The sequence below is a fragment of the Streptomyces sp. NPDC033174 genome, from assembly GCF_055577795.1.
In genome coordinates, this window is the sequence record NZ_JBVIPQ010000006.1 from 6,039 (window position 1) to 31,703 (window position 25,665).

The window sequence follows — 25,665 nt, forward strand, 5'->3', positions numbered from 1 at the left end:
GGGAAGGCGAATCTGACGGGGGGGGGGGGGGGGGGGGGGTGGGGGGGGGGGCCCAGTGGGGGTGGGGGTCCCCGGGGGGGGGGGGGGGGGGGCCCCCCCCCCCCCCCCCCCCCCCCCCCAGCGGCCGGTCGGCCTCCTTGCCCCCGGCCGTCGCCACCCGGCTCCCGGTCCTCAGGAGGTCGCCCGCACCAGGGCCAGGACCTCGTCGCGCAGCGCGGACATCGTCGGCTCGTCCACGGCCTCGACGTTCAGGCGCAGCAGGGGCTCGGTGTTGGACGGGCGCAGGTTGAACCACCAGTCCTCCGCCTTGACCGTGAGGCCGTCCAGCTCGTCCGTCGTGACGCCCTCGCGGGACGCGAAGGCCTCGCGGACCGCCGTCATGCGGTCGGCCTGGTCGGTGACGGTGGAGTTGATCTCGCCCGAGGCGGCGTAGCGGTCGTACGCGGAGACCAGGGCCGACAGGGGGCCGTCCTGGCCACCCAGGGCAGCCAGGACGTGGAGGGCGGCCAGCATGCCGGTGTCCGCGTTCCAGAAGTCGCGGAAGTAGTAGTGCGCGGAGTGCTCGCCGCCGAAGATCGCCCCGGTGCGGGCCATCTCGTCCTTGATGAAGGAGTGGCCGACCCGGGTCCGTACGGGCGTGCCGCCGTTCTCGCGGACGACCTCGGGCACGGTCGACGAGGTGATCAGGTTGTGGATGACCGTGCCGCCGGGGTGCTTGGCCAGCTCGCGCGCCGCCACCAGCGCGGTGATCGCGGACGGGGAGACGCCCTCGCCCCGCTCGTCGACGACGAAGCAGCGGTCGGCGTCGCCGTCGAAGGCGAGGCCGATGTCGGCGCCCTCGGCGACCACACGGGCCTGCAGGTCCACGATGTTCTTCGGGTCCAGCGGGTTGGCCTCGTGGTTCGGGAACGTGCCGTCGAGCTCGAAGTACATCGGTACGAGGTCCAGCGGCAGGCCCTCGAAGACGGTGGGGACGGTGTGGCCGCCCATGCCGTTGCCGGCGTCCACGACCACCTTCAGGGGGCGGATGTCCGCCACCTCGACGAGGGACTTGAGGTGCGCCGCGTATCCGGCCAGCGTGTCGCGCTCGGTCACCTTGCCGGGCGTGGCCGCCGCCTCGGGCGCGCCGGTCTCGGACCAGGACTCGACGAGCTCGCGGATCTCGGCGAGGCCGGAATCCTGGCCGACCGGCTTCGCGCCCGCGCGGCACATCTTGATGCCGTTGTACTGCGCCGGGTTGTGCGAGGCGGTGAACATGGCACCCGGGAGGTCCAGATCCCCGGAGGCGTAGTACAGCTGGTCGCTGGAGCAGAGCCCGATCAGGGTGACGTCCGCGCCGAGGCGGGCCGCGCCACGTGCGAAGGCGCCCGACAGCCCGGGCGACGACGGTCGCATGTCGTGTCCGACGACGATCGCGTCGGCGCCGGTCACCCGGACGAACGCCGCGCCGAACAGCTCCGCCAGCGCCTCGTCCCACTGATCCGGCACCACTCCGCGGACGTCGTACGCCTTCACGATCTGTGACAGATCAGCAGCCACGGCCCAACCCTCCTGAAGTCTCGGACCGCCCAAACTACCCGTCCGTAGACGGGAGCATGCGCAAGGGGCGGCCCGGATCCGCAGGGGACGCCGGACGGACCGGGCGGGTCAGGAGTCGGGGGAGCGCAGGACGCGCAGATGGCCTCGGCGTCCGGCCTCGACCGGGCTGCCGCCGCGGCCGCCCTTGCCTCCGGCCTCCGCCGCGCGCTCCTGCGGTCTGGCCGCTTCGCGCACCGCGTTGGCGAGGGCCTCGAGATCGTCGCCGCTGGGGCGGGAGGGGGCCGAGCCGTCGGTCAGCCGCACGACCTCCCAGCCACGGGGCGCGGTCAGGCGCTCACTGTGCTCGGCACAGAGGTCGTAGCAGTGGGGCTCGGCGTAGGTGGCGAGCGGGCCGAGGACCGCAGTCGAGTCGGCATAGACGTACGTCAGTGTCGCGACGGCAGGGCGGCCGCACGCGGTGCGCGAACAGCGACGTACAGGGCTCACGACGTTGGACGGTACCGCACTCTTGAGCGGGCCGCGACGACTCTCCACCACGTCACTCCACCGTGTCGCGGTGTGAGCTCCGCCACGGGTGCTCTCCGGGCAACTGGCCTGACCTGCGTGGGAGGAGGGGAACACCGACGGGGGCGGTGAGCGATCCGGACATCGACCGGTAGGAATCCGGTCAATGAACGCCAGGGAGACGGTCGCGGAGGCGCAGAGAATCGGGCCCGGGCCCGGTCGGAATGTTCAACTTGCGACATACGCCTGGGGGCGGCTGGGGCGCCGCGCGGAGAGCTACGCTGCGTCAGTGATGGACACTCCTGTGCCGCCCCGCCCGAACGAGCCACGGCCGCGCCGCCGCGACCGCCACGGCCGCGGTATGCGCGGGCCCGTCGCCCCGCCCCAGGTGCCACTGTCGGCCAGCCGGGCGGAGTCCTTCCGTGATCTGGTGCAGGACTCGGTGGAACGCCTGGAGCGGCACTGGCCTCAGCTGGCCGATGTGGAGTTCGTGGTCATGGAGGTGCCGCAGACCCGCGACGACTCCGTGCCGCTCGGCAGCGCGGTGCCGGCCGAGAAGGAGACGCCCGCGCGCGTCGTGGTCTACCGGCGGCCGGTCGAAATCCGCTCCAAGAACCGCGATGAGCGGGCGCTGCTGATCCACGAGGTCGTCGTCGAGCAGGTCGCCGAGCTCCTCGGGCTCTCCCCCGAGTCGGTCGATCCCCGGTACGGCGACACATAGAGGTCTGTCTTTGGGATCAGGCCGGTCAGGCGGGCCTGCTCTGCCGGATGTTGCCGTGCTCCGGCTGAATCCAGGTGACAGGCCCTACTAGTCGAGCACCGTCAGGTCCTGCTTCGCCGTCGGCACCTCGACCGTTCCCCTGTCGTCCGACAGCGTCTGGACGGTGAACATCGGGATGCCCTCGCGCGGCACGGCCAGCGTGCGCGCCGCGTGCACCGGGCCGCCCGAAAGGGTCTCCACGGTCAGCGCGTACGAGCCCTTGAGCCCGGCCGGGACCGGCGGGGTGAAGGCCATCGTCGTCCCGCCCTTGACCGTGAACGTCTTGCTGGTCGCCGTACCCGCCTGGCTGCCCGCCGACGCCGTGACCTTGACCTGCGCGGTCGCACCGGGCGCGGTCAGGGAAAGGGTCGAGCCGGTGGCGCGGTTGTCGGCGACGCCGGAGCGGGCGCCGACCGGTGTGGTGGCCGGGATGAAGGCGATCTCCTGCTTGGCGCCGGTGCCGCGGACCACGCGCAGCGCGGCCACCACCGGGGTGGCGTGTCCGCTCTGCGCCGGGGTGAGCAGCAGGGAGCCGGCCTCGCCCCGGGTGACGTCCCGGAGGTCGACGGAGGCGGTCATCCCCGACTTGACGTGCAGCGACTCATGGCCGGCCGGGGTGATCGTGCCGGTCGCGCCGGCGAGGCGGATCTTCACGTCGGCGTCGTCGTCGCCGGGCGCGTACGCGATCAGCCGCACGGAGGTGGCGTCCGCCGGGATGCCGGGCAGGACCAGCGAGCCCGCCGGGTCGGCCGAGGCGGGCAGCCAGTCGCTGCCGGTCTTGTCGTCGGCGGCACGGACCACCGCGCCCACCCGGCCGGAGCGGGTGGTGACATGGACGGTCACATCGGCAGCCGCGGGGGCCGCCGTGAGGGTGGAGAGCAGCACGGGGACGCTGGAGCGGGCCGGCACCGGGATGCCCTCGGTCAGCGAGGACTTGATGACGCCGTCCGGGCCGTACAGCTCGATGTCCGCGACCGCCGCCGTGTCGTCGGGGTTGGTGAGGTGGACGTAGTCCTGGCGCTCTTTGGCGGTGGAGGCGCCCGGGAACCAGAAGTCGGTGTCGGGTGCGGTGCAGCTGAGGCCGAGCAGTCCGCGTGCGCCGCCCGCGGACTGGGTGGTCGTCTGCTGGGTCGTCCAGCCGGGGGCGAGCGGACCGGTGGCCGAGCCGACGAGGGCCGGGACCTCGCCCCCGTTCGCCGCGGCCGTGACGGGCTTGCCGGGCTGGGTGAGGGTGACGACGGGCTTGTCGGCCGCGGGCGCCTTGTCGGCCTTTTTCTTGGTGGCGTCCGGGTCGGCCAGGGTCTTGGTGACCGGCTTCAGTTCGGCCTTGGCGGCCTTGGCCGCCTCCACGCCCTGGCCGGACGCCTTCTCCCCCGCCGGGGTGAAGGACGTGTACACCGTCTCGGCGAGCTCCGACGTGCTGGGCGCGGGGCACAGCAGGCTGGACCGCTCGACGGGCAGACGCGCGGGGGCCTTCGCCCCGGCGGCGGGGCCGGCGTCGGGCGCGGTCAGGGCGGCCGCGCCGGTGACGGCCGCGAGGGCCGTGGCGGCCGCGATCAGGGAGAGGGTGGTGCGCTTCACTGGTTGCTGCTCCCGTCGGGACGCTGCTCGGTCTCGTGGCCGTCGGCGTAGGGCTGCTGCGGCTCGTACGGCTGTTGCTGCTGTCCGTAGCCGTAGGGGTCGTACTGCGCGTCGTACTGGCCCTGCTGGTACCGGTAGGCGTCCGCCGGGTACTGCTGCTGGTTCGGGTCGTACTGCGGGTACTGCTGCTGGTACTGGGGCTGGTTCGGGTCGTACTGCGCGTACTCCTGCTGGTACTGGCCCTGGCCCTGGTCAGCGGTCTGGCCCTGCGGGCTCTCGCCGTACTGGCCACCGTCGGTGTACCGGCCGTCCCACTCGCCGTACGGCTGCTGCTGGGGAATGTCCGCGTACGGCTGCTGGGTCTGCGGCTGGGCGTACGGATCGGCGTCACGGGCCGCCGTCCCGGCCGCTTCCTGCGCGGCGTCGGCCGTCTCGGCCGCCGCTTCGGCCTCGGCGGCCGCGCGGAGCCTGCGGGCGCGGCGTCCGTCGCCCTCCAGGGCCTGCGCCGGGATGACGGTCTCCTCCTCCGGCAGGTCGTCGTCGATCTCGCGGCGCCGGCCGGGCAGGGCCAGGACGAGCAGGACGACGGCCAGGGCGCTCTGGGTCCAGATCCACACCGTGTGGGTGAGGGGCTCGTCGAAGGTGAGGTCGAGCCGGCCGCCGTTCGCGGGCAGTTCGAAGCCCTGGGCCCAGCCGTCGACGGTGGTCTTCTTGAGTTCCTTGCCGTCGAGGGTGGCCTGCCAGCCGTCGTCGGCCCGGTCGGCGATGCGCAGGATCCGGCCGGCGGGGCCCGCCGGGACGGTGGTGTGCGCCTCGACGGCCTCGGACGCGACGGGCAGCGGTTCGCCCTTGGCGTCGCTTCCGGTGGCGGCGGGCGGGACCACGGTGGCCCGGGCGACCTGGCGGTCGACGCGCCACAGGGCGCTGCCGTCGAGCTGGCTGAGCCGGCTGAGGCCGGGTGTGGCGTCGAGGACGCGGCTCATCTGGCGCGGCGCCCCGTCGCGTACGAGGACGTAACGGATCGCGAAGCCGCTGAGCTGCTCGGTCTGGTCGGCGCCGGAGCCGGCCACCAGGTTGGCGACGACCTTGTCGAGGCGCGGGTCGCTGCCTCCGGTGGCGGCCAGTTCGGCGTCGCCGAGGCGGGCGCCCGAGCCCCGGACCAGGCTGTAGGAGACGGTGGCGGGCGAGCTGCCGCCGAGGACGAGGGTGCGGGGCTGGTCGCGGGTGCCGCTCTCCTCGGCGACGAACGCCGGGACCTGTACGGGGTCGCGCCGGTCCAGTGGGCCGGCCGCGCCGTCGATCATCCAGCCGGCGGCGGCCAGCAGCGGGCCGACGGCCGACGCGAGGGCGATCAGCGCGGCGACGGGCTGGCGCCAGCCGAAGCTCTGGGCGGCGACGCGGGTGCGGCCGCCCTCGGCGCCGAGCATGCCGGCGGCGATGAGCGCGATGCCGTAGACGAGGGTCGCCGGTCCCGCCCAGCCCGATCCGTTGGCGAGGACCGCGAAGACCAGGCCGGTCAGGGCCACGGCCCAGGCGACGCGGACGGCGAACTGGCGCTCGCCGCGCAGCAGGGCGGCGAGCGCCGCCAGGACCAGGCCGATGAGCAGCAGGCCGCCGGCCGCCTTGGGGCCGCCGGGGCTGATGCCGAGGAGGTCGAGAGCGGAGGCCGTGCCCGTACCGAACTCCAGGCCGGCTTCGCGCAGGAACGCGGAGGGGCTGGTCAGCACCGAGAGGGACCAGGGCGCGAGGACGAGCAGCGGGGTGCCGACGGCGGCGACGAAGCGCAGTCCGTAGGCGGTGAGGTCGTCGCGGCGCAGCACGAGGACGGCGAGGCCGAGGACGACGGCGAGCGGCCAGACGATCGGCGTGAACGCCATCGTGAAGGTCAGCAGGAAGGCGTAGGCCCAGGTGGCGCGCCAGCTGCCGCGTCCCTCGCCGCGCAGCCCGTGGGCGGCGACCGCGGCGCGGGCGATCAGCGGGAGCAGGATGGCGAGGACGGCGGTGCCGAGGCGGCCGGTGGCCAGCGCGCCGGTGGCGGCGGGCAGGAACGCGTAGGCGATGGCGCCCCAGGCGCGCAGCAGCCGGGACTCGACGAGGGAGCGCGAGGCGAAGTACGCGGCCAGGCCGGCGAGCGGCACCGAGCAGACGAGCAGCAGGGTGAGCGCGAAGCCGGTGGATCCGAGGAAGAGCCCGGAGAGGCCGGCGAGCACCGCGAGGTAGGGCGGGGCGGACTGGGTGCCGCCGGTCCCGATGGGGTGCCAGCCGTCGGCGTAGCGGCTCCACAGGCCGGAGACGTCGTCGGGCGCCGGCAGCAGGGCGCCGCCGGCGAGCGAGCCGCCGCCCAGCAGTCCGCGGCAGGCGACGACGGAGACGAGGAGCAGCAGGGCGAAGAGCACCGGGCCGGGCTTCCGGGCGATCTTCTTCAGCCGTGCGAACTGCTCGATCTCCAGGAAGTCGGCTTCGTCGCCGCCGGGTCCCGACTCGATGACACCGTGGCGTGAGCCGCCCGATTCGGCGTCCGAGCCGCCGAAGTTGGAGGCGATCTGTTCGACGGTGGCGCGGACGGTGGCGCCGGGCGGCGGGAAGAGCGGGCGCAGGTCGCTCGCCGGTACGGCGGGCCTGGCGCGCCTGCGGCGGGCGGCGATGATCCGCTCGGGCCGCAGCAACGTGCCGAACAGGCCCATGACTTCGTCGACGGCCTGGCCGGGTGCCTTGCCGACGAGGTAGGCGACGGTGCGCAGCAGGGTGCCGAGGATGAGCCGGAGCAGTACATACGGGAGGGTGATCCCGCGGGTGTTGGCCAGCAGGGTGTAGACGGCGCCGGCCTTGTCGACGCGATGCGGGTTGGTGACCGAGCGGCCCGCGCAGTCGACGGTGCGCCGTTCGCGGGCGGAGGCCTCGGCGTGGCGCAGGACGGCGTCGGGGGCGACGAGGACGCGGTGGCCGGCGGAGTGGGCGCGCCAGCACAGGTCGACGTCGTCGCGCATGAGGGGCAGGCGGCGGTCGAAGCCGCCCAGTTCCTCGAAGACGTCACGGCGGATGAGCATGCCGGCGGAGGAGACGGACAGGACCGGTCGGACCTGGTCGTGCTGGCCCTGGTCCTGTTCGCGGCGGTCGAGTCCGGTCCAGCGCCGGCCGCTTCGGGCGATGGAGACGCCGGCTTCCAGGAGCTGCTTGCGGTCGTACCAGCCGCGCAGCTTGGGGCCGATGACGGCGGCGTACGCGTCCGAGTCGGCGACGCGCAGGAGTTCGGCGAGGGCGTCGGGCGCGGGGGCGCAGTCGTCGTGGAGCAGCCAGAGCCACTGCACGGGCTCGCCGTGCGGCAGTTCGGGCATGTCGTAGGCGTCGTCGCGCCAACTCCTGCTGACCGGGTCCCAGCCGCTGGGCCGCTTCAGATAGGGAAGGTCGTCGGGGCCGAGGACGGGGGCGGTCCGGGCGGCCTCGTCGACGGCGGCGCCGAATCCGGTCCGCCGCGCGAGGTGCAGGACCCGCTCGTCACCGATGGCCTCGGTGACCAGTCGCGCGGAGTCGTCGGCGCTGCCGGTGTCGGCGGCGACGACGTTCTGCACGGGTCGTTCCTGGCCGAGGAGTCCGGCGAGGGCGTCGGGCAGCCAGCGGGCACCGTCGTGGGAGACGAGCACGGCGGTGACGACGTGTCGCGGGTACTCGGGCGGCTGGGCGGGAGCAAACGCTGGCGTGGTGGCGGACATCGAGGTACGGGCCCTCCGGCCGGGGGGTCGCCCGCGGGGGGCGTGGGAGCGTCTCGGACGGGGCCCCACCCTAACGGTAGGGAAAAGCGCCGAGGCGCGAAGCGCCTGGATGAGCGGCGGCGGCCGGGATACGGGCGGGCATGAAAGCGGTCCGCCGCCCGTGGACAGGCACAGGCGGCGGACCGTTCTGCAACGACAGGTGTGCGGTTCGGTCGCGCGCTGGTCAGACGGCGGCCTTCTTCAGACGACGGCGTTCACGCTCGGACAGACCGCCCCAGATTCCGAATCTCTCGTCGTTCTGAAGGGCGTACTCGAGGCATTCGGAGCGGACTTCACAGGCGAGGCAGACCTTCTTGGCCTCTCGGGTCGAGCCGCCCTTCTCGGGGAAGAAGGACTCGGGGTCGGTCTGGGCGCACAGAGCGCGCTCCTGCCAGCCGAGTTCCTCGTCCGCGTCCTCGACCAGCAGTTCCTGGAACAACTCGGTCATGTGCGCCCCTCGTCCGTCTTTGCGTCCCCGTGATGTTGCCGCTACCGATTTCGGCTGAACGACACGAGTGAAATTACAAGTTCGTCGCTCCGTGAGAGTCAAGCCGGGATCTGCTATTGCGCCCGGTATTCACTCTGCGGAACCAAGGCTATGCGGAAAGTGTTCAAATCATCAAAAAGGTGACACATGCCATCGGCCTGCTCCGCCCCCCTTCCCGCCGGACGCCCGTCCAAGCCTCCGAAGGGGAGGACGTCCGAAACTCTGATCTTGTTGCGATCGAGCCACGGAAGCGATCCGGATCACAGTCCGGTCACGGGTGCACAACGGCGTTTGTGGGCGCGGTTGATGCGCCATGTGTCCCGGGCTCCCGCTGCACAAACCTTTCTCCTGTCGCAGTAACCGGATGAGGTGAAACATTGCCGCCAAATCAGGCATTGGGTTGACAGTCGGGTACCCCGCCCGGCACCTTGATTGCATGCCAGTGACCTCAGCGCCCCTCGCGACCCGCACCCGTGGGTTCCGCAGTGCTGTCCAGGCTCACTGTTGCTGTTCCAGCTGTTGATGCGCTTCTGAGCTTCTCCCCCGTCCGTCAGGGCCCAGGACTCAAAGCCACAGCGCTCCAGCGTCTTCCTTGTTTGCGACCCCCCGCACTGCACTTCTGTTTCTGCTGAGGAACCACCGCACCCCATGAACAGCGACAGCGACCTTCAGATCGCCGGCGACATCCTCGAGGTCCAGCACCTCCTCCAGCCGGCCAAGCAGCACCCCGCCACCGTGGCCGAGTTCGCCGGCCTCGCCCGCTCCCTCGCCGCCGACCGCTCCCAGTGGGCCCCGCTCGTCCAGTACGACGCCACCGCCCGCTGGTACCACCGGCTGCGCACCGGCCCCGGATACGAGATCTGGCTGCTGTCCTGGGTGCCGGGGCAGAGCAGCGGCGTCCACGACCACGGGCAGTCGTCCGGCGTACTCACCGTCCTCCAGGGCGAACTGACGGAGCGTACGGAGCGCGGGCACCGGGCGCTCGGCGAGGGCGCCCAGCGCGTCTTCGCGCCCGGCTACGTCCACGAGGTCGTCAACGACTCGCTCGAACCGGCCGTGAGCCTGCACGTCTACTACCCGGGCCTGACCGAGATGCCGATGCACTCGGCCCGGTGCGCCGCCCCCGCGGCCCAGGACGTCGTGCGGGCCTGACCGACCACCGCCCGGGCGATCGAGCTGCGCCACCCGCCACCCGACCACCACCCCTCAAACGATCAGGCTGCGCCTGACACCCCCACCCGTCACCCGACCACCACCCCTCAAATGATCAGGCTGCGCCTGACACACTGTTTGTATGCGCATTGTGGTTCTTGCCGGCGGCATCGGTGGTGCCCGCTTCCTCCGTGGTCTGAAGTCCGCCGCCCCCGACGCGGACATCACCGTCATCGGCAACACCGGTGACGACATCCATCTGTTCGGGCTGAAGGTCTGCCCCGACCTCGACACGGTGATGTACACCCTCGGCGGCGGCATCAACGAGGAGCAGGGATGGGGGCGCGCGGACGAGACCTTCCAGGTGAAGGAGGAGCTCGCCGCCTACGGCGTGGGCCCCGAGTGGTTCGGTCTCGGCGACCGCGACTTCGCCACCCATATCGTCCGTACGCAGATGATCGGCGCGGGCTATCCGCTCAGCGCCGTCACCGAAGCGCTGTGCGCGCGCTGGAAGCCGGGTGTGCGGCTGCTGCCGATGACCGACGACCGCGTCGAGACGCATGTCGCGATCGATGTGGACGGCGAGCGGAAGGCCGTGCACTTCCAGGAGTACTGGGTGAAGCTGCGGGCGTCCGTGGCGGCGCAGGCGGTCGTGCCCGTCGGGGCCGAACAGGCGAAGCCCGCGCCGGGAGTGCTGGAGGCGCTCGCCTCCGCCGATGTCATCCTCTTCCCCCCGTCCAACCCGGTCGTCAGCGTCGGCACGATCCTCGCTGTGCCGGGCATCCGCGAGGCCATCGCCGAAGCCGGGGTGCCGGTCGTCGGCCTCTCCCCGATCGTGGGTGACGTGCCGGTGCGCGGAATGGCCGACAAGGTGCTGGCCGCCGTGGGGGTCGAGTCGACGGCGGCCGCCGTCGCCGCGCACTACGGGTCGGGGCTGCTCGACGGCTGGCTCGTCGACACGGTCGACGCCGGCGTCGTGGACGAGGTCGAGGCGGCGGGCATCCGCTGCCGGGCCGTACCGCTGATGATGACCGACCTCGAGGCCACGGCGGCGATGGCGCGTGAGGCTCTGGCGCTGGCGGAGGAGGTCCGCGCGTGAGCGGGGACGGCGACGCGCCGCGGGACTCCGGGATCGGGGACGCGGTCGGGGCCCCGGACAGTGGGTCCGGCGCGAGGGCGGGCGCCCCGGCCTCGTACCGGGTCTGGGCGCTGGGCGGGCTGCCCGAGGTGCGTGCCGGAGACAGTCTCGCCAAGCTGATCGCGGCAACCGAGCCCGGGCTCGTCGACGGTGACGTCCTGCTCGTCACCTCCAAGATCGTCAGCAAGGCGGAGGGCCGGATCGTCGCCGCCGACGACCGCGAGGCGGCGATAGACGCCGAGACCGTGCGGGTCGTCGCGCGGCGCGGCACGCTGCGGATCGTCGAGAACCGGCAGGGCCTGGTGATGGCCGCGGCCGGCGTCGACGCCTCCAACACCCCTTCCGGGACAGTGCTGTTGCTGCCCGAGGATCCGGACGCCTCGGCCCGCGCGATACGCGAGGGGCTGCGGGACACGCTCGGCGTGGACGTGGGCGTCGTCGTCACGGACACCTTCGGAAGGCCCTGGCGCACCGGGCTCACCGATGTCGCGATCGGCGCGGCGGGCGTGCGCGTCCTGGACGATCTGCGCGGTGGCACGGACACGTACGGCAATCCGCTGAGCGCGACCGTCGTCGCCACCGCCGACGAACTGGCCGCCGCGGGCGACCTGGTGAAGGGCAAGGCCCGGGGGCTGCCGGTCGCGGTGGTCCGGGGGCTCCCGCATCTGGTGGGCACCGAAGCGGGCGGTGAGGACGGCGCGCGGGCGCTGGTGCGCGTGGCCGCCGACGACATGTTCCGGCTCGGGACCTCGGAGGCGGTACGGGAAGCGGTGACCCAGCGGCGTACGGTCCGCGCGTTCACCGACGAGCCGGTGGACGGGGGCGCGGTCCGGCGGGCCGTCGCCGCGGCCGTCACGGCGCCCGCGCCGCACCACACCACCCCGTGGCGTTTCGTCCTGCTCGAATCGGCCGGGGCGCGCACCCGGCTGCTTGACGCGATGCGGGACGCGTGGATCGCCGACCTGCGGCGCGACGGCAAGTCGGAGGAGTCCGTCGCGAAGCGCGTGAAGCGGGGCGATGTGCTGCGCGACGCGCCGTACCTCGCGGTGCCCTGCCTGGTGATGGACGGCTCGCACCACTACGGCGACCCGCGCCGGGACGCCGCCGAGCGCGAGATGTTCGTGGTCGCGGCCGGGGCGGGCGTGCAGAACTTCCTGGTGGCCCTGGCCGGTGAGCGCCTCGGCTCGGCGTGGGTGTCCTCGACGATGTTCTGCCGCGAGGTCGTCCGCGAGGTGCTCGGCCTGCCGGACGACTGGGATCCGATGGGCGCGGTGGCGGTCGGGCACGCGGCGGCGCCGCCGAAGGAGCGGCCGGCGCGGGCGGCGGAGGACTTCGTCGAGGTCCGGTAGGGCGGTCCCAGGCCTGACGGAGGCGGGGCCGGAGCCCGTGGCCGTACCGGCTCGGCTCGGCTACAGGGCCGCGATGTTGCCCGGGGTCATTCTGGGCGCCCGGCGGGGTGGGGTGCGGCCGCTGAGGAGGATCAGCCGCGCCGCGCGGTGGCGCTGGCCCTCGTACGGCTCCAGGAGCTTCAGCATCGCCGCGTCGTCGGCGGTGCGGTCGCCGCCGAGCGCGTACCCCACGATGCTCGGGAGGTGGTAGTCGCCGACCGACACCGCGTCCGGGGCGCCATTGCTGCGCTGGACCGTCTCGGCGGAGGTCCACGGGCCGATGCCGGGAATCAACTCCAGGCGTGCCTGGGCCTGTTCGGGCTCCATGCCGGCCGCCTCCTCCATCCGGCGGGCGACCTTGACGGCGCGCAGCACCGTCGAGGCGCGCTTGTTGTCGACGCCGGCGCGGTGCCACTCCCAGGAGGGGATCATCGACCAGGTGCGGGCGTCCGGCATGACGTGCATCCGCTCGGCCGGACCTGGGGCCGGCTCCCCGTACTTCCGTACCAGCAGCCGCCAGGCGCGGTACGCCTCGTCCGTGGTGACCTTCTGCTCCAGGATGGACGGGATCAGCGACTCCAGGACCAGGCCGGTGCGGACGAGCCGCAGCCCGGGGCGGCGGCGGTGGGTTTCGGCGAGCAGCCGATGGCGGGGCTCGAAGGCATCCGGATCGTCCAACACCCCGAGCAGCTCGGGGAGCTGGGTGAGCAGCCAGTCGGCGCCCGGACCCCAGGCCTCGGCCTCGGCCTCGCCGCCGCGCAGGGCGACCCGGAGAGTGCCGGGCCCGGCGGGCGTACGGGCGGACCGCCAGACGGAGCCGTCGGGGGTCGTACGGAAGGTGGGGTCACCGGGGCCCCGGCGCAGGGGTCCGAGTGTGAGGCCGAGGTCCAAGGGGGCCGGGGGTGTCCAGCGGCGGACCTGAGCGGGGGCCGGTGCGGCCGCCCGGGGAGCGGGTACGACGACATGGCCACCGCGCACCGTGGTGCGGGAGGGACGGGGAGCGTAGCGGCCGGACACGTAATGAGGGTATGCCTTCGCCGACCCGGCGCCGGGGCCGGACCCTCGGCCCCTGGCCCACCGGCCCCGCGGCCTCTTGCCCCGGGCCGGACCCCGCCCCCGCACACGCGCGGGAAAGCCGTCCTACTGGTCCGAGGAGAACCGCAGCGCCCCCGGCGCGAGCGTCGCGTCGCACCACACCCGGACGCCCTCACGGAGCTCGTTGTCCGCGCCCACCTGCGCGCCGTCGCCGATGACCGCCCCGGTCACGACCGTGCGGGCGCCGACCCGGGCGCCCGCGCCGATCAGGGAGTCCGTGATCACCGCGCCCGCCTCCACGATCGCGCCGGCCAGGATCGTGCTGCCGCTGATCCGCGCGCCCGCCTCCACGGTCGCGCCCTCGCCGACGACCGTGCCGCCGGTGAGCTTGGCGTCCGGGGCGACGGAGGCCGTCGGCAGGACGAGCCGGTCACCGCAGCGCCCCGGGACCGCCGGGGACGGGGCCAGGCCCAGAACCAGATCGGCGGAGCCCCGGACGAACGCCTGCGGGGTGCCGAGGTCCAGCCAGTACGTGGAGTCGACCATGCCCTGCAGATGCGCTCCGGAGGCCAGCAGGTCGGGGAAGGTCTCCCGCTCGACCGAGACCGGGCGGCCCTCGGGGATCGTGTCGATCACGGAGCGCCGGAAGACGTACGCCCCCGCGTTGATCTGGTCGGTGACGATCTCCTCCGGCGTTTGGGGCTTCTCCAGGAACGCCGTCACCCGGCCCGTCGCGTCCGTGGGGACCAGGCCGAAGGCCCTCGGGTCCTCGACGCGGGTCAGGTGGAGGGAGACGTCCGCGCCGGACTCCTGGTGCGTGGCCACCAGCGCCCGGATGTCCAGGCCGGTGAGGATGTCCCCGTTGAAGATCAGTACGGGGTCCTCGGGGCCCGAGTGGAGCCGGGAGGCGACATTGCGGATCGCGCCGCCGGTGCCGAGCGGCTCCCGCTCGGTGACGTACTCCAGGTGCAGCCCCAGCGCGGAGCCGTCGCCGAAGTGAGGTTCGAACACCTCGGCCAGATAGGAGGTGGCGAGCACGATGTGCTCGATGCCCGCCGCTCTCGCCCGCGCCAGCTGATGCGTGAGGAAAGGCACGCCTGCCGCGTGGACCATCGGCTTCGGCGTGTTCACCGTCAGCGGCCGCAGCCGCGTGCCCTTGCCACCGACCAGGAGGATCGCTTCAGTCACCTTGTCGTCTCTGCTTCCTGCTGGGGCCGGTCGATGGTCGGTCGTATGACCGATGTGACCGGCCAGTGTATGAGACGCCCCGGCGCTTCCCGAGCCCACTCCATCAGCCGCGCCCCTGGTACTGCGCGGATGTGGCCCTGGCCGTGCCGAGCTTGCTGTAGAGCCGGCCTCCGGGGCACGCCGTCGCGAATCCGTCCCGGTGGCCGGAAATGACGTTGAGCCTGACCTTCTTGCCCTTCTTGTACAAGTTGCCCCCGCCCGACGTCAGATACGTGGTGCCGCGGGGGTTGACTCCGTACAGCCCCAGCTTCCAAGCGGTCAGCCTGGCGAGGGAGTTGACCACCGCCGCGGGCGGTGACTTGCTGCTGTAGGTACCGAGGACGGCGATGCCCATGCTGTTGCTGTTGAAGCCGCGCGTATGCGCGCCCAGTACCGCCTTGGACACACCGCCCGCGCGGCCCTCGTAGATGTTTCCGCACTTGTCGACGGCGAAGTTGTAGCCGAGGTCACGCCATCCGCTGCTCTTGACGTGGTAGCGGTAGATACCGCGCAGGACGGAGGGTGCCTGCTTGCATGTGTATCCGTTGCCGGTGACGGTGTGGTGCACGAAGGCGGCCTTCACGGACTTCGTGTAGACGAAGTTCCGCTGGCGCAGGCTCTCGTCCGCGCCCCAGCCCTTGCGGGTGACGATCCGCGGGCGCGGTCCGATGTACGGCTTGCCGAAGCCCACGAGGCCGGCCTCCGTCGCCGCCTTCGAGAGGGCGGGGATGTGGGTGGCGCCGAGGGGGGCGAGGTCCGCGTTGACCGCCGACGTGGCGGCGTCCGCCGCCGTCATCTGGGGGCTCGTGGGGGCGCGGTCCGCGTCGTCCGAGGCGGCTCCCGCCGTGAGGCCGGGGCCGTCGCCCTCGGGAGTCGGTCCCGGATCGACCAGTTCGAGCCGCAGTCCGCTCGGGAGCAGTCCGCCTCCGGTGCGGTCGGACCCGTCCGCCTGGACGCGGACCTCGACCGCGTTGGAGTCGCCGACCCACAGCGGGGCGGTGGAGCCGCGGACCGTGGCCGACTCGCCCTCGGGGGTGCCCGGGTCGGCGGAATGCTCGTCGTTGTGGGTCTCCACGGCCTGCCAGCCGGACCAGACACCGCCCTTGGTGGCGCGCGTACGGACCTGGACCGTGCCGTGGAGCTCGGCCCTCGCGTCGTCCCAGACGACGCCGACCAGCGAGAACGGTCTGACGTCCCGCTGGGGCAGGCCCTGCTGGGCGGCCCCGGCGGCGCGGTTCGAGCCGAGGGGGGCGAGCGGGAGCGACTGCGTCGAGCCCGGTACCGCGTCCGCCTCCGCGACGGCGGGCGTGGCCGCGGTGGCGGGCAGCGAGAGCGGGAGAACGAGGGCGGCGGTGCACGCGACGCCGATGGCTGAAGCTAGTGAGGCACGCATGGAGCGATAGTCGGCCGGGCCCCCTTCTTCCGCCTCCCGGGAGGACGACGGAGAACTGACGGGGTGTCGGTCCGACCGGAGGACGGCATCACCGGTACGGCGGCACGTCCGCGGGGCCCCGGCGTACTGTTGCGCGGGTGAACGCCAGCGACCGTACCCCCGCCGACCTGCTGCGATCCGCGCTCACCGCGGACCCGGCCCGCCCCTTGGTCACCTTCTACGACGACGCCACCGGTGAGCGCGTGGAATTGTCCGTCGCCACCTTCGCCAATTGGGTGGCCAAGACCGCCAATCTGCTCCAGGGCGACCTCTCGGCCGAGCCCGGCGACCGGCTCGCGCTGCTGCTGCCCGCGCACTGGCAGACCGCCGTCTGGCTGCTCGCCTGCGCGTCCGTCGGGGTGACGGCGGAGGCCGGCGGCGACCCGGCCGGCGCCGATCTCGTGGTCGCCGGACCGGACCGGCTCGACGAGGGGCTGGCCTGCTCCGGTGAGCGGGTCGCGCTGGCGCTGCGCCCGCTGGGCGGACGCTTCCCCGCCCCGCCCGCCGGATACGCCGACTACGCCGTCGAGGTCCCCAGCCAGGGTGACCGCTTCGCGCCGTACGCGCCGATGGACGCGGACTCTCCCGCGCTCTCGGTCGGCGGTGCGGAGCTGACGGGCGCCGAACTCGTCGACCGGGCCCGCTCCGACGCGCGGGCCCTGGGCCTGGAGCCCGGCTCGCGGCTGCTGTCGGGACTGCCGTACGACACCTGGGAGGGGCTGTCCTCCGGGCTGTACGCGCCACTGGCCGCCGGGGCGTCCGTGGTGCTGTGCCGGAACCTGGACCAGCTGTCCCCCGAGGGCCTGCAGAAGCGGATCGAGAGCGAGCGGGTCACCCACACCGCGGGGTGATCACGGCAGGTGATCACGGCACGTGACCACCCCGTGTGACAAGCACGGGGGCAAGCGGCTTGAAGTCCACCCGTCCGGCGCAATCGACTGCCGAGTCCCGGGGCCCGGGCGTCACCTCCGGTACATGATCGGCGGTACGTACCCGGCGACGCCTTGAAGGACGGACTCAGAACGTGACGGACAGTGCTGGCACGCCCGCCGAACCGGACTCCTCGGCGGAAGACGAGCCACCGGTCGGCACGTCGGGCGGAGCGAAGGCACCGGAACCGCCGAAGAGTGACGAGGCGACGGACGGGACGGGGGAAGAGGACGAGCCGGACGAGCCGGACGGGGCCGATGAGCTGGACGATCCGAAGGCATCTGATGGTGTGGAGGACGAGGACGATTCGGATGATTCCGGCGAAGACGCGGAGGGCTCGGACGAAGACCCCGGCGGCCCTGACGACTCCGCGGGCACGGACGCGGACGACGGCGACGAGGGCGGCAACGGCGACGAGGCGCATGACGCCGACCCGACCCCCGGCCCCCACCCGGATTCCGACCCCGACACATCGGACTCATCAGACGCATCGGATGCATCAGAGGTATCGGGCGGTGAATCCCCCTACCGCTGGCGCCGCTGGCTGCGTTGGACCGCCCTCGGCGCCTCCGTCGTCCTTCTCGCGGGAGCCGGTACCGGCTGGTGGCTCTACCGCAAACTCGACAACAACATCACCACCGACACCAGCGCCGCCGCCGAGTTGGAGCGGTACGAGAAGGAGCGCCCCGTCCCCGCCGTGAGGGGCGCGCAGAACATCCTGCTCATCGGCTCCGACACCCGTAGCGGCAGGGGGAACGCCAAGTACGGCCGCGACCGCGGCACCCAGCACTCCGACACCACGATCCTGCTGCACCTCGCCGCCGACCGGCGCAGCGCGACCGCGATGTCCGTCCCCCGCGACCTGATGTCGGACGTGCCCAGTTGCCGGACCTCCGACGGCTCGCGCAGCCGTGCGCAGTCCGTCCAGTTCAACTGGGCCTTCGAGTTCGGCGGAGCGGCGTGCACGATCCGCACCCTGGAGCGGATGACCGGCATCCGTATCGACCACCACATGGTGATCGACTTCCGTGGCTTCAAGAAGATGGTCGACGCGGTCGACGGCGTGGAGGTCTGCCTCAAGGAGCCGATCGACGACGACGACGCCCATCTGAAGCTGTCCGCCGGCCGCCATGTCCTGCGCGGTGAGCAGGCGCTGGGGTTCGTGCGGGCGCGCAAGTCCCTGGGCGACGGCAGCGACACCGAGCGGATGGAGCGCCAGCAGCAGTTCCTCGGGGCGCTGGTCAACAAGGTGCAGAGCAATGGTGTGCTGCTCAACCCGACGCGGCTGTACCCGGTACTGGACGCGGCGACCAAGGCGATCACGACGGACGCGGGTCTCGACTCCCTCAAGGATCTCTACGATCTCGCCCGCTCCATGCGGAACGTACCGACCGAAAAGGTGCAGTTCCTTACGGTTCCACGGCAGCCGTACGCGTACGACACCAACCGCGACCAGCTCGTCCAGCCCGAGGCCGCGGCCCTTTTCAAGCGGCTGCGCGAGGACGCGCCGCTCGTCGTCTCCACCGACGGCGGCGCGACGACGGGTACCGGCCGCAGCCCCGGCCCGGCCGCGCCGAGCACGGACGAAGGGACGGGGGAGAGCGACGGGAGCGCGGACGGGGGCGACGAGAGGCCGGACGATCCGGGTCCGAGCCGTTCCCCGGCTCCCACCTATTCCGGTACGAACGCGGCGAGCGGCCTGTGCTCTTGAGCCCGTGTGAGGCTCGCGGGTAAAGCGATACCCAAGGCGAGACCCCCGATGTATGAGGTTTGGGCGGATTGCCCGGTTGTAAGGAGCGTGGAATTTGTCACGGACGTCGCCCCGCGCTGAACTGGGCGGATAGTGTGACGCGATCCGGTGCTCAGACCGTCAGGTCGCGCACTCTGAGGATCGTAAGACCGAGCGCCTGACGGGGGAGGCGCCTCGCGTGGCACCGACGGAGGACTCAAGCAACCGTGGACGCGCACAGCCGTGGACGGGCGGACGAGATCGACCCCGCCGACCAGTGGGTACTCAACCCGCAGACTGGCAGTTACGAACTGCGACTGGACCAATCCGCTGAGCGGTCGTCCGCCTCACGCCCCCGGGGAGCCGGCACCTCCCGGGCCACCGGCCGCGGCAGAACCGCCGATGTCCCCGGCGGCCGGAGCCGCTCCGCCGAAGTCCCCGGCCAGCGCAGGCGCCGCCCGGCGGGCGGTCATGACGGCACGCCGCCCGGCGCGGGCCGACGCAAGCGGAAGCCGGAGACGTCCCGCAAGAAGAAGGCGCTGATGTGGACCGGCGGGGTCATGGCCTTCGTGGTCGTGGCCGGCGCCGTCGGCGCATACGCCCTCTACGAGCACTTCAACGGGAACATCAAGACCGTCGACGTCGCGGGTGCGGGCAGTGGTGGCTTCAAGAAGGACCAGCCGGTCAACGTCCTGGTGATCGGCACGGACCGGCGCACCGGCGACGGCAACGGCGGCTACGGCGACAAGAACAGCCCGGGCCACGCGGACACCACGATCCTCTTCCACGTCTCCAAGGACCGGACGAACGCGACCGCGCTGTCCATCCCGCGCGACCTGATCACGGACATTCCGGACTGCGAGACGAAGACGCCGGACGGCACCAAGGTCATCCAGGGTTCTCGTCAGACCCGCTTCAACGAGAGCCTCGGCCAGTCCGGCCGCGACCCGGGCTGCACCATGCGTACGGTCAAGGAGATCACCGGACTCACCGTCGACCACTTCATGATGGCCGACTTCAACGCCGTCAAGGAGCTGACCACTGCCGTCGGCGGCGTCAAGGTCTGCCTCGCGAAGCCCGTCAAGGACAAGAAGTCGCACCTCGAACTGCCGGCCGGTGAGTCCACGATCGAGGGCGAGCAGGCGCTGGCCTTCGTCCGTACCCGCTCCAGCTTCGGCAACAAGAGCGACCTCGACCGGATCAAGGTCCAGCAGCAGTTCCTGAGTTCGATGATCCGGCAGATGAAGTCCAACGAGACGCTGACGAGCCCCACGAAGCTGTACGGTCTCGCCGACGCCGCGACCAAGGCGCTGACGGTGGACTCGGGGATAGGGAGCATCAAGAAGCTCACCGCCCTCGCCCAGGAGCTCGGGAAGATCGACGCCAAGAACATCACGTTCGCGACGCTGCCCGTCATCGACAACCCGAACGAGCCCAGGCCCGTGACGGTCGTGCCCGACCCGGTGAAGGCGCCGCAGCTCTTCGGGATGATGCAGAACGACACCTCGCTCACGGAGGTGAAGAAGAAGGAACAGGACGCCAAGAACGCCCAGTCCGCCCTTCTCACGGGCGCGCGGGCCGAGGCGTCCGCCGTGCGGGTCGATGTCTACAACGGCAGCGGTATCCAGGGCGCGGCGCAGTCGACGATCAACTGGCTGCAGAACGAGCAGGGCGTGCCCAAGTCCACGAACAAGAGCAACGCCCCCGAGAAGGCGGCGAAGACCATGCTCGTGTACGCACCCAACCAGGCCGATCAGGCCCGCAAGCTCGCGGACATGATGGGTCTGCCGGCCACGGCTCTCAAGCCGGGCACCAAGGACGCCGAGGGACTTCAGGCGATGACGCTGACGCTCGGAGCGGACTTCAAGGGCGCGGGGGTGCCCATCACCGGACCGGCGAAGGCGCCGGAAGGTGTGCAGAAGGTGGAAGCAGACAAGCAGGTATGCGCCAAGTGATCCGGATACACCGGATCGCTCGGCGCGCCTGAACGACAGGGGGACCCTGGGGTGGGACAGAGCAGCGTGCGCGGGGAGGGAACGCGTCGTCGCGTTTCGCGCGCCCGCGAACTCGGCTGGGACGAGAGTCTGTACGCCGACGGAGCGGACTCGGACATACCGGCGCCGCGGCCCGGTTCGGGCGGCGGCGACGGCGGGAAGGGCAGTGGCGGCGGTGGCACGGGTCACCGCCGCGGCGGCCCGCGCAAGCGTGCCAAGACCGGCAAGCGGCGGATATTCCGCTGGATAGCCATCGTGCTCGCGGTGCTGATACTCGGTACGGCGGGCGCCGGTTACCTCTACATCCAGCACCTGAACAGCAACATCCGCAGTGGCGGGCGCAGCGGCGGCGAGAGCGGGGTGAAGAAGGCCTCGGGGGGCGCCGGAAGCGCGCTGAACATCCTGCTGATCGGTTCCGACAGCCGGAACAAGCCGGAGAACCTCAAGCTCGGCGGCAGCCGGGATTCGGTGGGCCAGAAGCCCCTCGCCGACGTGCAGATGCTGCTGCACATCTCCGCCGACCGCAAGAACGCCTCGGTCGTCAGCATCCCGCGCGACACCATGGTGAACGTCCCCGAGTGCAAGGACGACAAGGGCGAGACGTACCGCGCCTCCTACTCCCCCATCAACGAGACGCTGCAACGCGGCGGTCCCGGCTGCACGCTCACCACCTGGGAGAGCATCACCGGCGTCTACGTCGATCACTGGATGATGATCGACTTCGCGGGTGTGGTGTCGATGGCGGACGCCGTCGGCGGTGTGAAGGTGTGTGTGGAGCACGGTGTCTGGGACCGGCCGACGCGCCGGGTCGAGGGCGGTTCGGGCCTCAAGCTCCCGGCCGGCGACAACATCGTCAAGGGCGAGGACGCGCTGAAGTGGCTGCGCACCCGGCACGCGTTCTTCAACGACCAGGGCCGGGCCAAGGCCCAGCACATGTACATGAACTCGATGATCCGCACGCTCAAGGCGCAGAGTGTCTTCACCGACAGCGGCCGGCTGATGGACCTCGCCGAGGCGGGCACCAAGGCACTCCAGGTCTCCGAGGAGATCGGCTCGGTCAAGGGCCTCTTCGACGTGGCCATGCAGCTCAAGGACGTCCCGACCAACCGCATCACCATGACGACCATGCCGACCGTCGAGTGGGTCAAGGACGAGAACCGTCTGGTGCCGGTGAAGAAGGACGCGGACAAGCTCTGGTCGATGCTCCGCGGCGACGTCGCCTTCGACAACAACGGGAAGCCGGCCGACGCCAAGCCAAGTCCCACGGTCCAGGCAACCGGCCCGGCCGCCGCCCCGCCGAACACGCTCGGCATCACGGTGGTCAACGGCACGGCCGGCGACGGTGAGCCGTCCGTGAGCGGCCGGGCCAATGGGATCGCGCAGACGCTCCGGGGCGTCGGTTACACCAAGGCCGGCGCCTCGAAGGGCGCCGAGCCGCGCAAGGACACCGTGCTCCGCTATCCGGCGGCGAGCGGCGCGCAGGGCAAGGCGGACGCGCTGTCCGTGGCGACGGCCGTCGGTCTGCCGCCGACGGCGGTCAAGGCCGACGCCAAGGCGGAGGGGCTGACGCTGGTCATCGGCGCCGACTGGCGCGAGGGCACCTCGTTCGCCAAGCCGAAGGTCGACGCGGGCGACATTCCCGAGAACGCGGACGCCATGAACGCCGCCGACGAGGGCTGCATGCCGGTGTACAAGGCCTACCGCTGGGACGGGAAGGACTGACCCCCGTCCCCCGCGAACGAAGGAGGCCGCCCGGTGCGTGACGCACCGGGCGGCCTTCTTCGTTGGTAGGCGCGGGGTGTGCGGGTCAGACGGTGGTGGTCCGGACCGCCGGGCGGCGGCTCGCGATGACCTTCCTCGCCAGCGCGCGCGGGCTGGTCAGGAAGCCGTACCCCCACGACATGTGCATGGTGGCGAGGGCGACCGGAATCTGCAGCCGCGCCTTCAGGGACAGGCCCTTGCCCGCCGGGACCGAGCCGACCGCGATCCCCGCGAGGTAGCCGGCCGGGATCACCAGGCCGACCGGGTGCAGCGCGACGCCCACCACCAGGCCCGCGGCGATCGCGCAGACGGCGGCGGGCGGAGCGAGATAGCGGAGGTTGATCGAGCCCTGGTGGTAACGGGCGACGACGTGGCGCCAACGACCGTAGTCCTTGTACTGCTTCGCCAGCGCGCGCACGCTCGGCCGGGGCCGGTACTGGACGCGCAGCTCGGGCGAGAACCAGATGAGGCCGCCCGCCTCACGGATGCGGAAGTTCAGCTCCCAGTCCTGGGCGCGGATGAACTCCTCGTTGTAGCCGCCCTGTTGCTCCAGCGCCTCGCGGCGGAAAACACCCAGATAGACGGTCTCCGCGGGGCCTGCCTGGCCGCCCGTATGGAAGGCCGCGTTGCCGACGCCGATCTTCGACGTCATCGCCGCGGCGACCGCGTCCTCCCAGGCGTTCTCGCCCTCGGCGTGCATGATGCCGCCGACGTTCTGCGCGCCCGTCTCGCCGAGGAGGCGGACGGCGGTCGCGATGTAGTTGGGCGAGAGCATTCCGTGGCCGTCGACCCGCACCACGATCGGATGACGCGACGCCTTGATCGCGGCGTTGAGCGCCGCGGGCGTGCGCCCGGTGGGGTTGGGGACGGTGTGCACGCGCGGGTCTTCGCGTACGAGCTCGGCGGCGATCTCGTCCGTGCGGTCCGTGGACGGGCCGAGGGCGATCACCACCTCCATTTCGCCGTCGTACTCCTGCTCGAGGATGTGGCGGACCGAGTTGCGCAGATGCCGCTCCTCATTGAGGACCGGCATGATCACGGAGACAGGGGGCATGGCGTTCATCGGTCGCCACGTTACCGCGAATGGGGGACACCGGTGCGCGCCGCAGGGGCCACTGCACTCTGACGCTGATCGTATGGGCCTACGGTTCTCAGGGTTCCCGCTGTCAACCGCGGAGGTGTCCCCCGGTGCCCACACCGCCCCGCTCGCACCGCCCCCGGCCGGCCGCCGCGCGTCCCGCTCCGGCGGCGCGCCGCACCAGACGGGACGGCCGGCCCCGGTGGGGCATGCGGATGGCGACGACGCTGTCGGTCCTGGTCCTCGGGGCGGGCGGGATCGGACACGCGCTGGTGTCGAGCCTCGACACCGGTATCAACCGGATCGATCCGTTCAAGGACATGAAGAACCGCCCCCAGGCCGGTCACGGGACGAACATCCTGGTCGTCGGCACCGACGGGCGGGACAAGATCACTCCCGAGGAGAAGCAGAAGTACCGGCTCGGCGGGATCCCCTGTCACTGCACCGACACCGTGATGCTGGTGCACATCTCCGAGAACCGCGGGCGGGCCAGCATCGTGAGCCTGCCGCGGGACTCGTACGCGGAGATGCCCGAGCACATCGACGGGATCACTGGCAAGCCGCACAAGGCCCATCCGGTGAAGCTGAACGCGGCGTACGCCGAGGGCGGTCCCTCGCTGACCGTACGGACCGTGGAGCAGATGACCCGGGTCAAGATCGACCACTACCTGGAGGTCGACTTCACCAGCTTCATGAAGACGGTCGACGCGCTCGGCGGTGTGGAGATCTGCACGGCCGGGGCGATGAAGGACGCGTACACGGGTCTCGACCTGCCCGCCGGAAGCCATGAGCTCGACGGCGGCATGGCACTTCAGTACGTCCGTTCCCGCCATATCGACGGGGCCGCAGACCTGGGACGGATGCAGCGCCAGCAGCGTTTCCTGGCCGCGCTGATCCACCGGGCGACCAGCACCGGTGTGCTGCTGAACCCGGTGAAGTTCCAGGGGGTCGCCGCGACGATGCTGAGCTCCGTCCGGGCCGACCAGGGCTTCGGCACGGAGGAGATGCTGTCCCTGGCCAAGGCGATGCGGGGCTTCACGGCGGCGTCCTCGGAGTTCACCTCCGTACCGATCCTGGACGCCTCCTACCCCGTCAAGGGGATCGGCTCGACGGTGAAGTGGAACCCGGTCAAGTCGAAGAAGCTCTTCCAGGCCCTGCGCGACGACAAGCCGCTCGCGGCGGACCGCGCCGCTACCCACCGGACGCTGGTGGAGGTGGCCCCCCAGCAGATCCGCGTGCAGGTCTACAACGGGACGCGGGTGAACGGGCTGGGCCGCAGGGTCGACACCGCCCTGCGCGGCACCGGCTTCAACACGACCCGCTCCCCGCTCAACGCCCCGGGCCCTCTGGCGCGGCACACGGTCGTCTCGTACGACCCGCGCTGGGACCGCTCGGCCAAGTCGTTGGCCACGGCACTGCCGGGGTGCGAACTGCGGGCGGTGAAGAAGCAGGGGCCCACGCTGAAGGTGGTCGCGGGGCCGGACTACAAGGGAGTGACGCCCGTGCGCGCCGAGGACGCCAGCCGGGGCGAGTTCGACGCGGTCACGGGCGACCAGGTGGTCTGCCAGTAGCCCGGACGGGGCGGGGCGGGGCCGGGCGGGTCAGTCGTCGAGGCCCTCGGCGGCGCGCTTGTCCCGGAGCTCCTTGATCGCGCGGCGCCGGGCGAGCCGGTGCGTGCGGCGGATCTGGGCCTCCTGGTAGCGGCGCTGGTCGCGCTCGGTCTCCGGGATCACGGGAGGGACGGTCCGGGGTTTGCCGTCCGCGTCGACGGCCGCGAAGACGAGATAGGCGGAGCCGACCTGCTGCGGCGGCGTCGACTCGTTCCAGCGCTCGGCGAGGACGCGTACGCCGATCTCCATGGACGAGCGACCGGTCCAGTTGCACTGGGCCCGTACATGGACGAGGTCCCCGACCCGCACCGGCTCCAGGAACACCATCTCGTCCATGGACGCGGTGACGGCGGGCCCGCCGGAGTGCCGCCCGGCCACGGCGCCCGCCACGTCGTCCACCAGTTTCATGATCACGCCACCGTGCACGGTACCGAGGAGATTGGTCTCGCTCGCGGTCATGATGTGGCTGAGGGTCGTCCGGGACGCCGAGGTGGGCTTGCCCGGAATGTCGACCTCCGGACGCTGGGCCTGATCTGTCATGCCCTCCACCCTATGCCGGGCTCGCCGCCGG

General features: G+C 71.9%; 19 protein-coding genes. 9 read left to right on the forward strand and 10 right to left on the reverse strand.

The annotated features are described in order from the left end of the window. Positions 1-171 precede the first annotated feature (171 nt). Both ACZ5VC_RS19860 and ACZ5VC_RS19865 read right to left on the reverse strand, forming a co-directional pair. Positions 172-1,539 (reverse strand): phosphomannomutase/phosphoglucomutase, encoded by a 1,368-nt coding sequence (locus tag ACZ5VC_RS19860; RefSeq protein ID WP_469121340.1) that lies wholly within the window; start codon positions 1,537-1,539, stop codon positions 172-174. A gap of 108 nt (positions 1,540-1,647) precedes the next feature. Then, positions 1,648-2,073: a DUF3499 domain-containing protein gene (locus ACZ5VC_RS19865; RefSeq protein WP_468714605.1), complete on the reverse strand. Its 426-nt coding sequence runs from the start codon at positions 2,071-2,073 to the stop codon at positions 1,648-1,650. Between the two features lie 262 nt (positions 2,074-2,335). Here ACZ5VC_RS19865 and ACZ5VC_RS19870 point away from each other — a divergent pair, with 262 nt between their 5' ends. After that, positions 2,336-2,764 carry a metallopeptidase family protein gene (locus ACZ5VC_RS19870; protein ID WP_468714603.1) on the forward strand — a complete coding sequence of 143 codons (429 nt, stop codon included), beginning with the start codon at positions 2,336-2,338 and terminating at the stop codon, positions 2,762-2,764. A gap of 87 nt (positions 2,765-2,851) precedes the next feature. On the opposite strand, the gene ACZ5VC_RS19875 is transcribed toward ACZ5VC_RS19870, so the two are convergent. The 3 genes from ACZ5VC_RS19875 to ACZ5VC_RS19885 all read right to left on the reverse strand — a co-directional run bounded on the left by ACZ5VC_RS19875 (position 2,852) and on the right by ACZ5VC_RS19885 (position 8,581). After that, positions 2,852-4,384 (reverse strand): DUF5719 family protein, encoded by a 1,533-nt coding sequence (locus ACZ5VC_RS19875; protein ID WP_469121341.1) that lies wholly within the window; start codon positions 4,382-4,384, stop codon positions 2,852-2,854. Next, a complete protein-coding gene (locus ACZ5VC_RS19880; RefSeq protein WP_469121342.1) occupies positions 4,381-8,094 on the reverse strand; it encodes a glycosyltransferase family 2 protein in 3,714 nt (1,237 codons plus the stop codon). The genes ACZ5VC_RS19875 and ACZ5VC_RS19880 overlap by 4 nt, the downstream gene beginning before the upstream one ends. A 223-nt stretch (positions 8,095-8,317) precedes the next feature. Then, the gene (locus tag ACZ5VC_RS19885; protein WP_015033978.1) at positions 8,318-8,581 is read right to left on the reverse strand and encodes a WhiB family transcriptional regulator; all 264 of its coding nucleotides are present in this window, start codon (positions 8,579-8,581) and stop codon (positions 8,318-8,320) included. A 687-nt stretch (positions 8,582-9,268) separates the two neighbouring features. Here ACZ5VC_RS19885 and ACZ5VC_RS19890 point away from each other — a divergent pair. The 3 genes from ACZ5VC_RS19890 to ACZ5VC_RS19900 all read left to right on the forward strand — a co-directional run bounded on the left by ACZ5VC_RS19890 (position 9,269) and on the right by ACZ5VC_RS19900 (position 12,259). Next, entirely contained in the window at positions 9,269-9,772 is a 504-nt protein-coding gene (locus tag ACZ5VC_RS19890; protein WP_469121343.1) for a cysteine dioxygenase, read from the forward strand. A 142-nt stretch (positions 9,773-9,914) separates the two neighbouring features. After that, a complete protein-coding gene (cofD, locus tag ACZ5VC_RS19895) occupies positions 9,915-10,871 on the forward strand; it encodes a 2-phospho-L-lactate transferase (RefSeq protein ID WP_469121344.1) in 957 nt (318 codons plus the stop codon). Between the two features lie 32 nt (positions 10,872-10,903). Beyond that, the gene (locus ACZ5VC_RS19900; RefSeq protein WP_469121720.1) at positions 10,904-12,259 is read left to right on the forward strand and encodes a coenzyme F420-0:L-glutamate ligase; all 1,356 of its coding nucleotides are present in this window, start codon (positions 10,904-10,906) and stop codon (positions 12,257-12,259) included. Between the two features lie 60 nt (positions 12,260-12,319). Here ACZ5VC_RS19900 and ACZ5VC_RS19905 read toward each other — a convergent pair whose 3' ends face one another. The 3 genes from ACZ5VC_RS19905 to ACZ5VC_RS19915 all read right to left on the reverse strand — a co-directional run bounded on the left by ACZ5VC_RS19905 (position 12,320) and on the right by ACZ5VC_RS19915 (position 15,953). Then, the gene (locus tag ACZ5VC_RS19905; protein ID WP_469121345.1) at positions 12,320-13,315 is read right to left on the reverse strand and encodes a DNA-3-methyladenine glycosylase family protein; all 996 of its coding nucleotides are present in this window, start codon (positions 13,313-13,315) and stop codon (positions 12,320-12,322) included. Between the two features lie 123 nt (positions 13,316-13,438). Further along, positions 13,439-14,521 (reverse strand): mannose-1-phosphate guanylyltransferase, encoded by a 1,083-nt coding sequence (manB, locus tag ACZ5VC_RS19910; protein ID WP_469121346.1) that lies wholly within the window; start codon positions 14,519-14,521, stop codon positions 13,439-13,441. Positions 14,522-14,624: 103 nt separating this feature from the next. Beyond that, complete coding sequence (locus ACZ5VC_RS19915) at positions 14,625-15,953, reverse strand: peptidoglycan recognition protein family protein (RefSeq protein ID WP_469121347.1); 1,329 nt, start codon at positions 15,951-15,953, stop codon at positions 14,625-14,627. A gap of 137 nt (positions 15,954-16,090) precedes the next feature. On the opposite strand from ACZ5VC_RS19915, the gene ACZ5VC_RS19920 reads away from it, so the two are divergent. The 4 genes from ACZ5VC_RS19920 to ACZ5VC_RS19935 all read left to right on the forward strand — a co-directional run bounded on the left by ACZ5VC_RS19920 (position 16,091) and on the right by ACZ5VC_RS19935 (position 22,367). After that, the gene (locus ACZ5VC_RS19920) at positions 16,091-16,843 is read left to right on the forward strand and encodes a TIGR03089 family protein (RefSeq protein WP_469121348.1); all 753 of its coding nucleotides are present in this window, start codon (positions 16,091-16,093) and stop codon (positions 16,841-16,843) included. Between the two features lie 173 nt (positions 16,844-17,016). Then, on the forward strand, positions 17,017-18,633 hold the full coding sequence (locus tag ACZ5VC_RS19925; RefSeq protein WP_469121349.1) for an LCP family protein: 1,617 nt from the start codon (positions 17,017-17,019) through the stop codon (positions 18,631-18,633). 245 nt (positions 18,634-18,878) lie between these two features. Next, positions 18,879-20,606, forward strand: a complete 1,728-nt coding sequence (locus ACZ5VC_RS19930; RefSeq protein ID WP_469121350.1) for an LCP family protein — start codon at positions 18,879-18,881, stop codon at positions 20,604-20,606. Positions 20,607-20,657: 51 nt separating this feature from the next. Then, the gene (locus ACZ5VC_RS19935) at positions 20,658-22,367 is read left to right on the forward strand and encodes an LCP family protein (RefSeq protein ID WP_469121351.1); all 1,710 of its coding nucleotides are present in this window, start codon (positions 20,658-20,660) and stop codon (positions 22,365-22,367) included. Between the two features lie 85 nt (positions 22,368-22,452). Here ACZ5VC_RS19935 and ACZ5VC_RS19940 read toward each other — a convergent pair whose 3' ends face one another. After that, entirely contained in the window at positions 22,453-23,469 is a 1,017-nt protein-coding gene (locus ACZ5VC_RS19940; protein ID WP_469121352.1) for a glycosyltransferase family 2 protein, read from the reverse strand. Positions 23,470-23,594: 125 nt separating this feature from the next. Here ACZ5VC_RS19940 and ACZ5VC_RS19945 point away from each other — a divergent pair, with 125 nt between their 5' ends. Then, a complete protein-coding gene (locus ACZ5VC_RS19945) occupies positions 23,595-25,055 on the forward strand; it encodes an LCP family protein (protein ID WP_469121353.1) in 1,461 nt (486 codons plus the stop codon). A gap of 30 nt (positions 25,056-25,085) precedes the next feature. Here the strand turns inward: ACZ5VC_RS19945 and ACZ5VC_RS19950 are convergent, their stop codons facing one another. Further along, positions 25,086-25,634, reverse strand: a complete 549-nt coding sequence (locus ACZ5VC_RS19950; RefSeq protein WP_468714574.1) for an acyl-CoA thioesterase — start codon at positions 25,632-25,634, stop codon at positions 25,086-25,088. Positions 25,635-25,665 lie beyond the last annotated feature (31 nt).

Coding starts and splice junctions, on each gene's coding strand:
- ACZ5VC_RS19870 (WP_468714603.1), top strand. CDS start 2,336: ATGGACACTCCTGTGCCGCCCCGCCCGAACGAGCCACGGCCGCGCCGC.
- ACZ5VC_RS19880 (WP_469121342.1), bottom strand. CDS start 8,094: ATGTCCGCCACCACGCCAGCGTTTGCTCCCGCCCAGCCGCCCGAGTAC.
- ACZ5VC_RS19885 (WP_015033978.1), bottom strand. CDS start 8,581: ATGACCGAGTTGTTCCAGGAACTGCTGGTCGAGGACGCGGACGAGGAA.
- ACZ5VC_RS19890 (WP_469121343.1), top strand. CDS start 9,269: ATGAACAGCGACAGCGACCTTCAGATCGCCGGCGACATCCTCGAGGTC.
- cofD (WP_469121344.1), top strand. CDS start 9,915: ATGCGCATTGTGGTTCTTGCCGGCGGCATCGGTGGTGCCCGCTTCCTC.
- ACZ5VC_RS19915 (WP_469121347.1), bottom strand. CDS start 15,953: ATGCGTGCCTCACTAGCTTCAGCCATCGGCGTCGCGTGCACCGCCGCC.
- ACZ5VC_RS19940 (WP_469121352.1), bottom strand. CDS start 23,469: ATGAACGCCATGCCCCCTGTCTCCGTGATCATGCCGGTCCTCAATGAG.
- ACZ5VC_RS19950 (WP_468714574.1), bottom strand. CDS start 25,634: ATGACAGATCAGGCCCAGCGTCCGGAGGTCGACATTCCGGGCAAGCCC.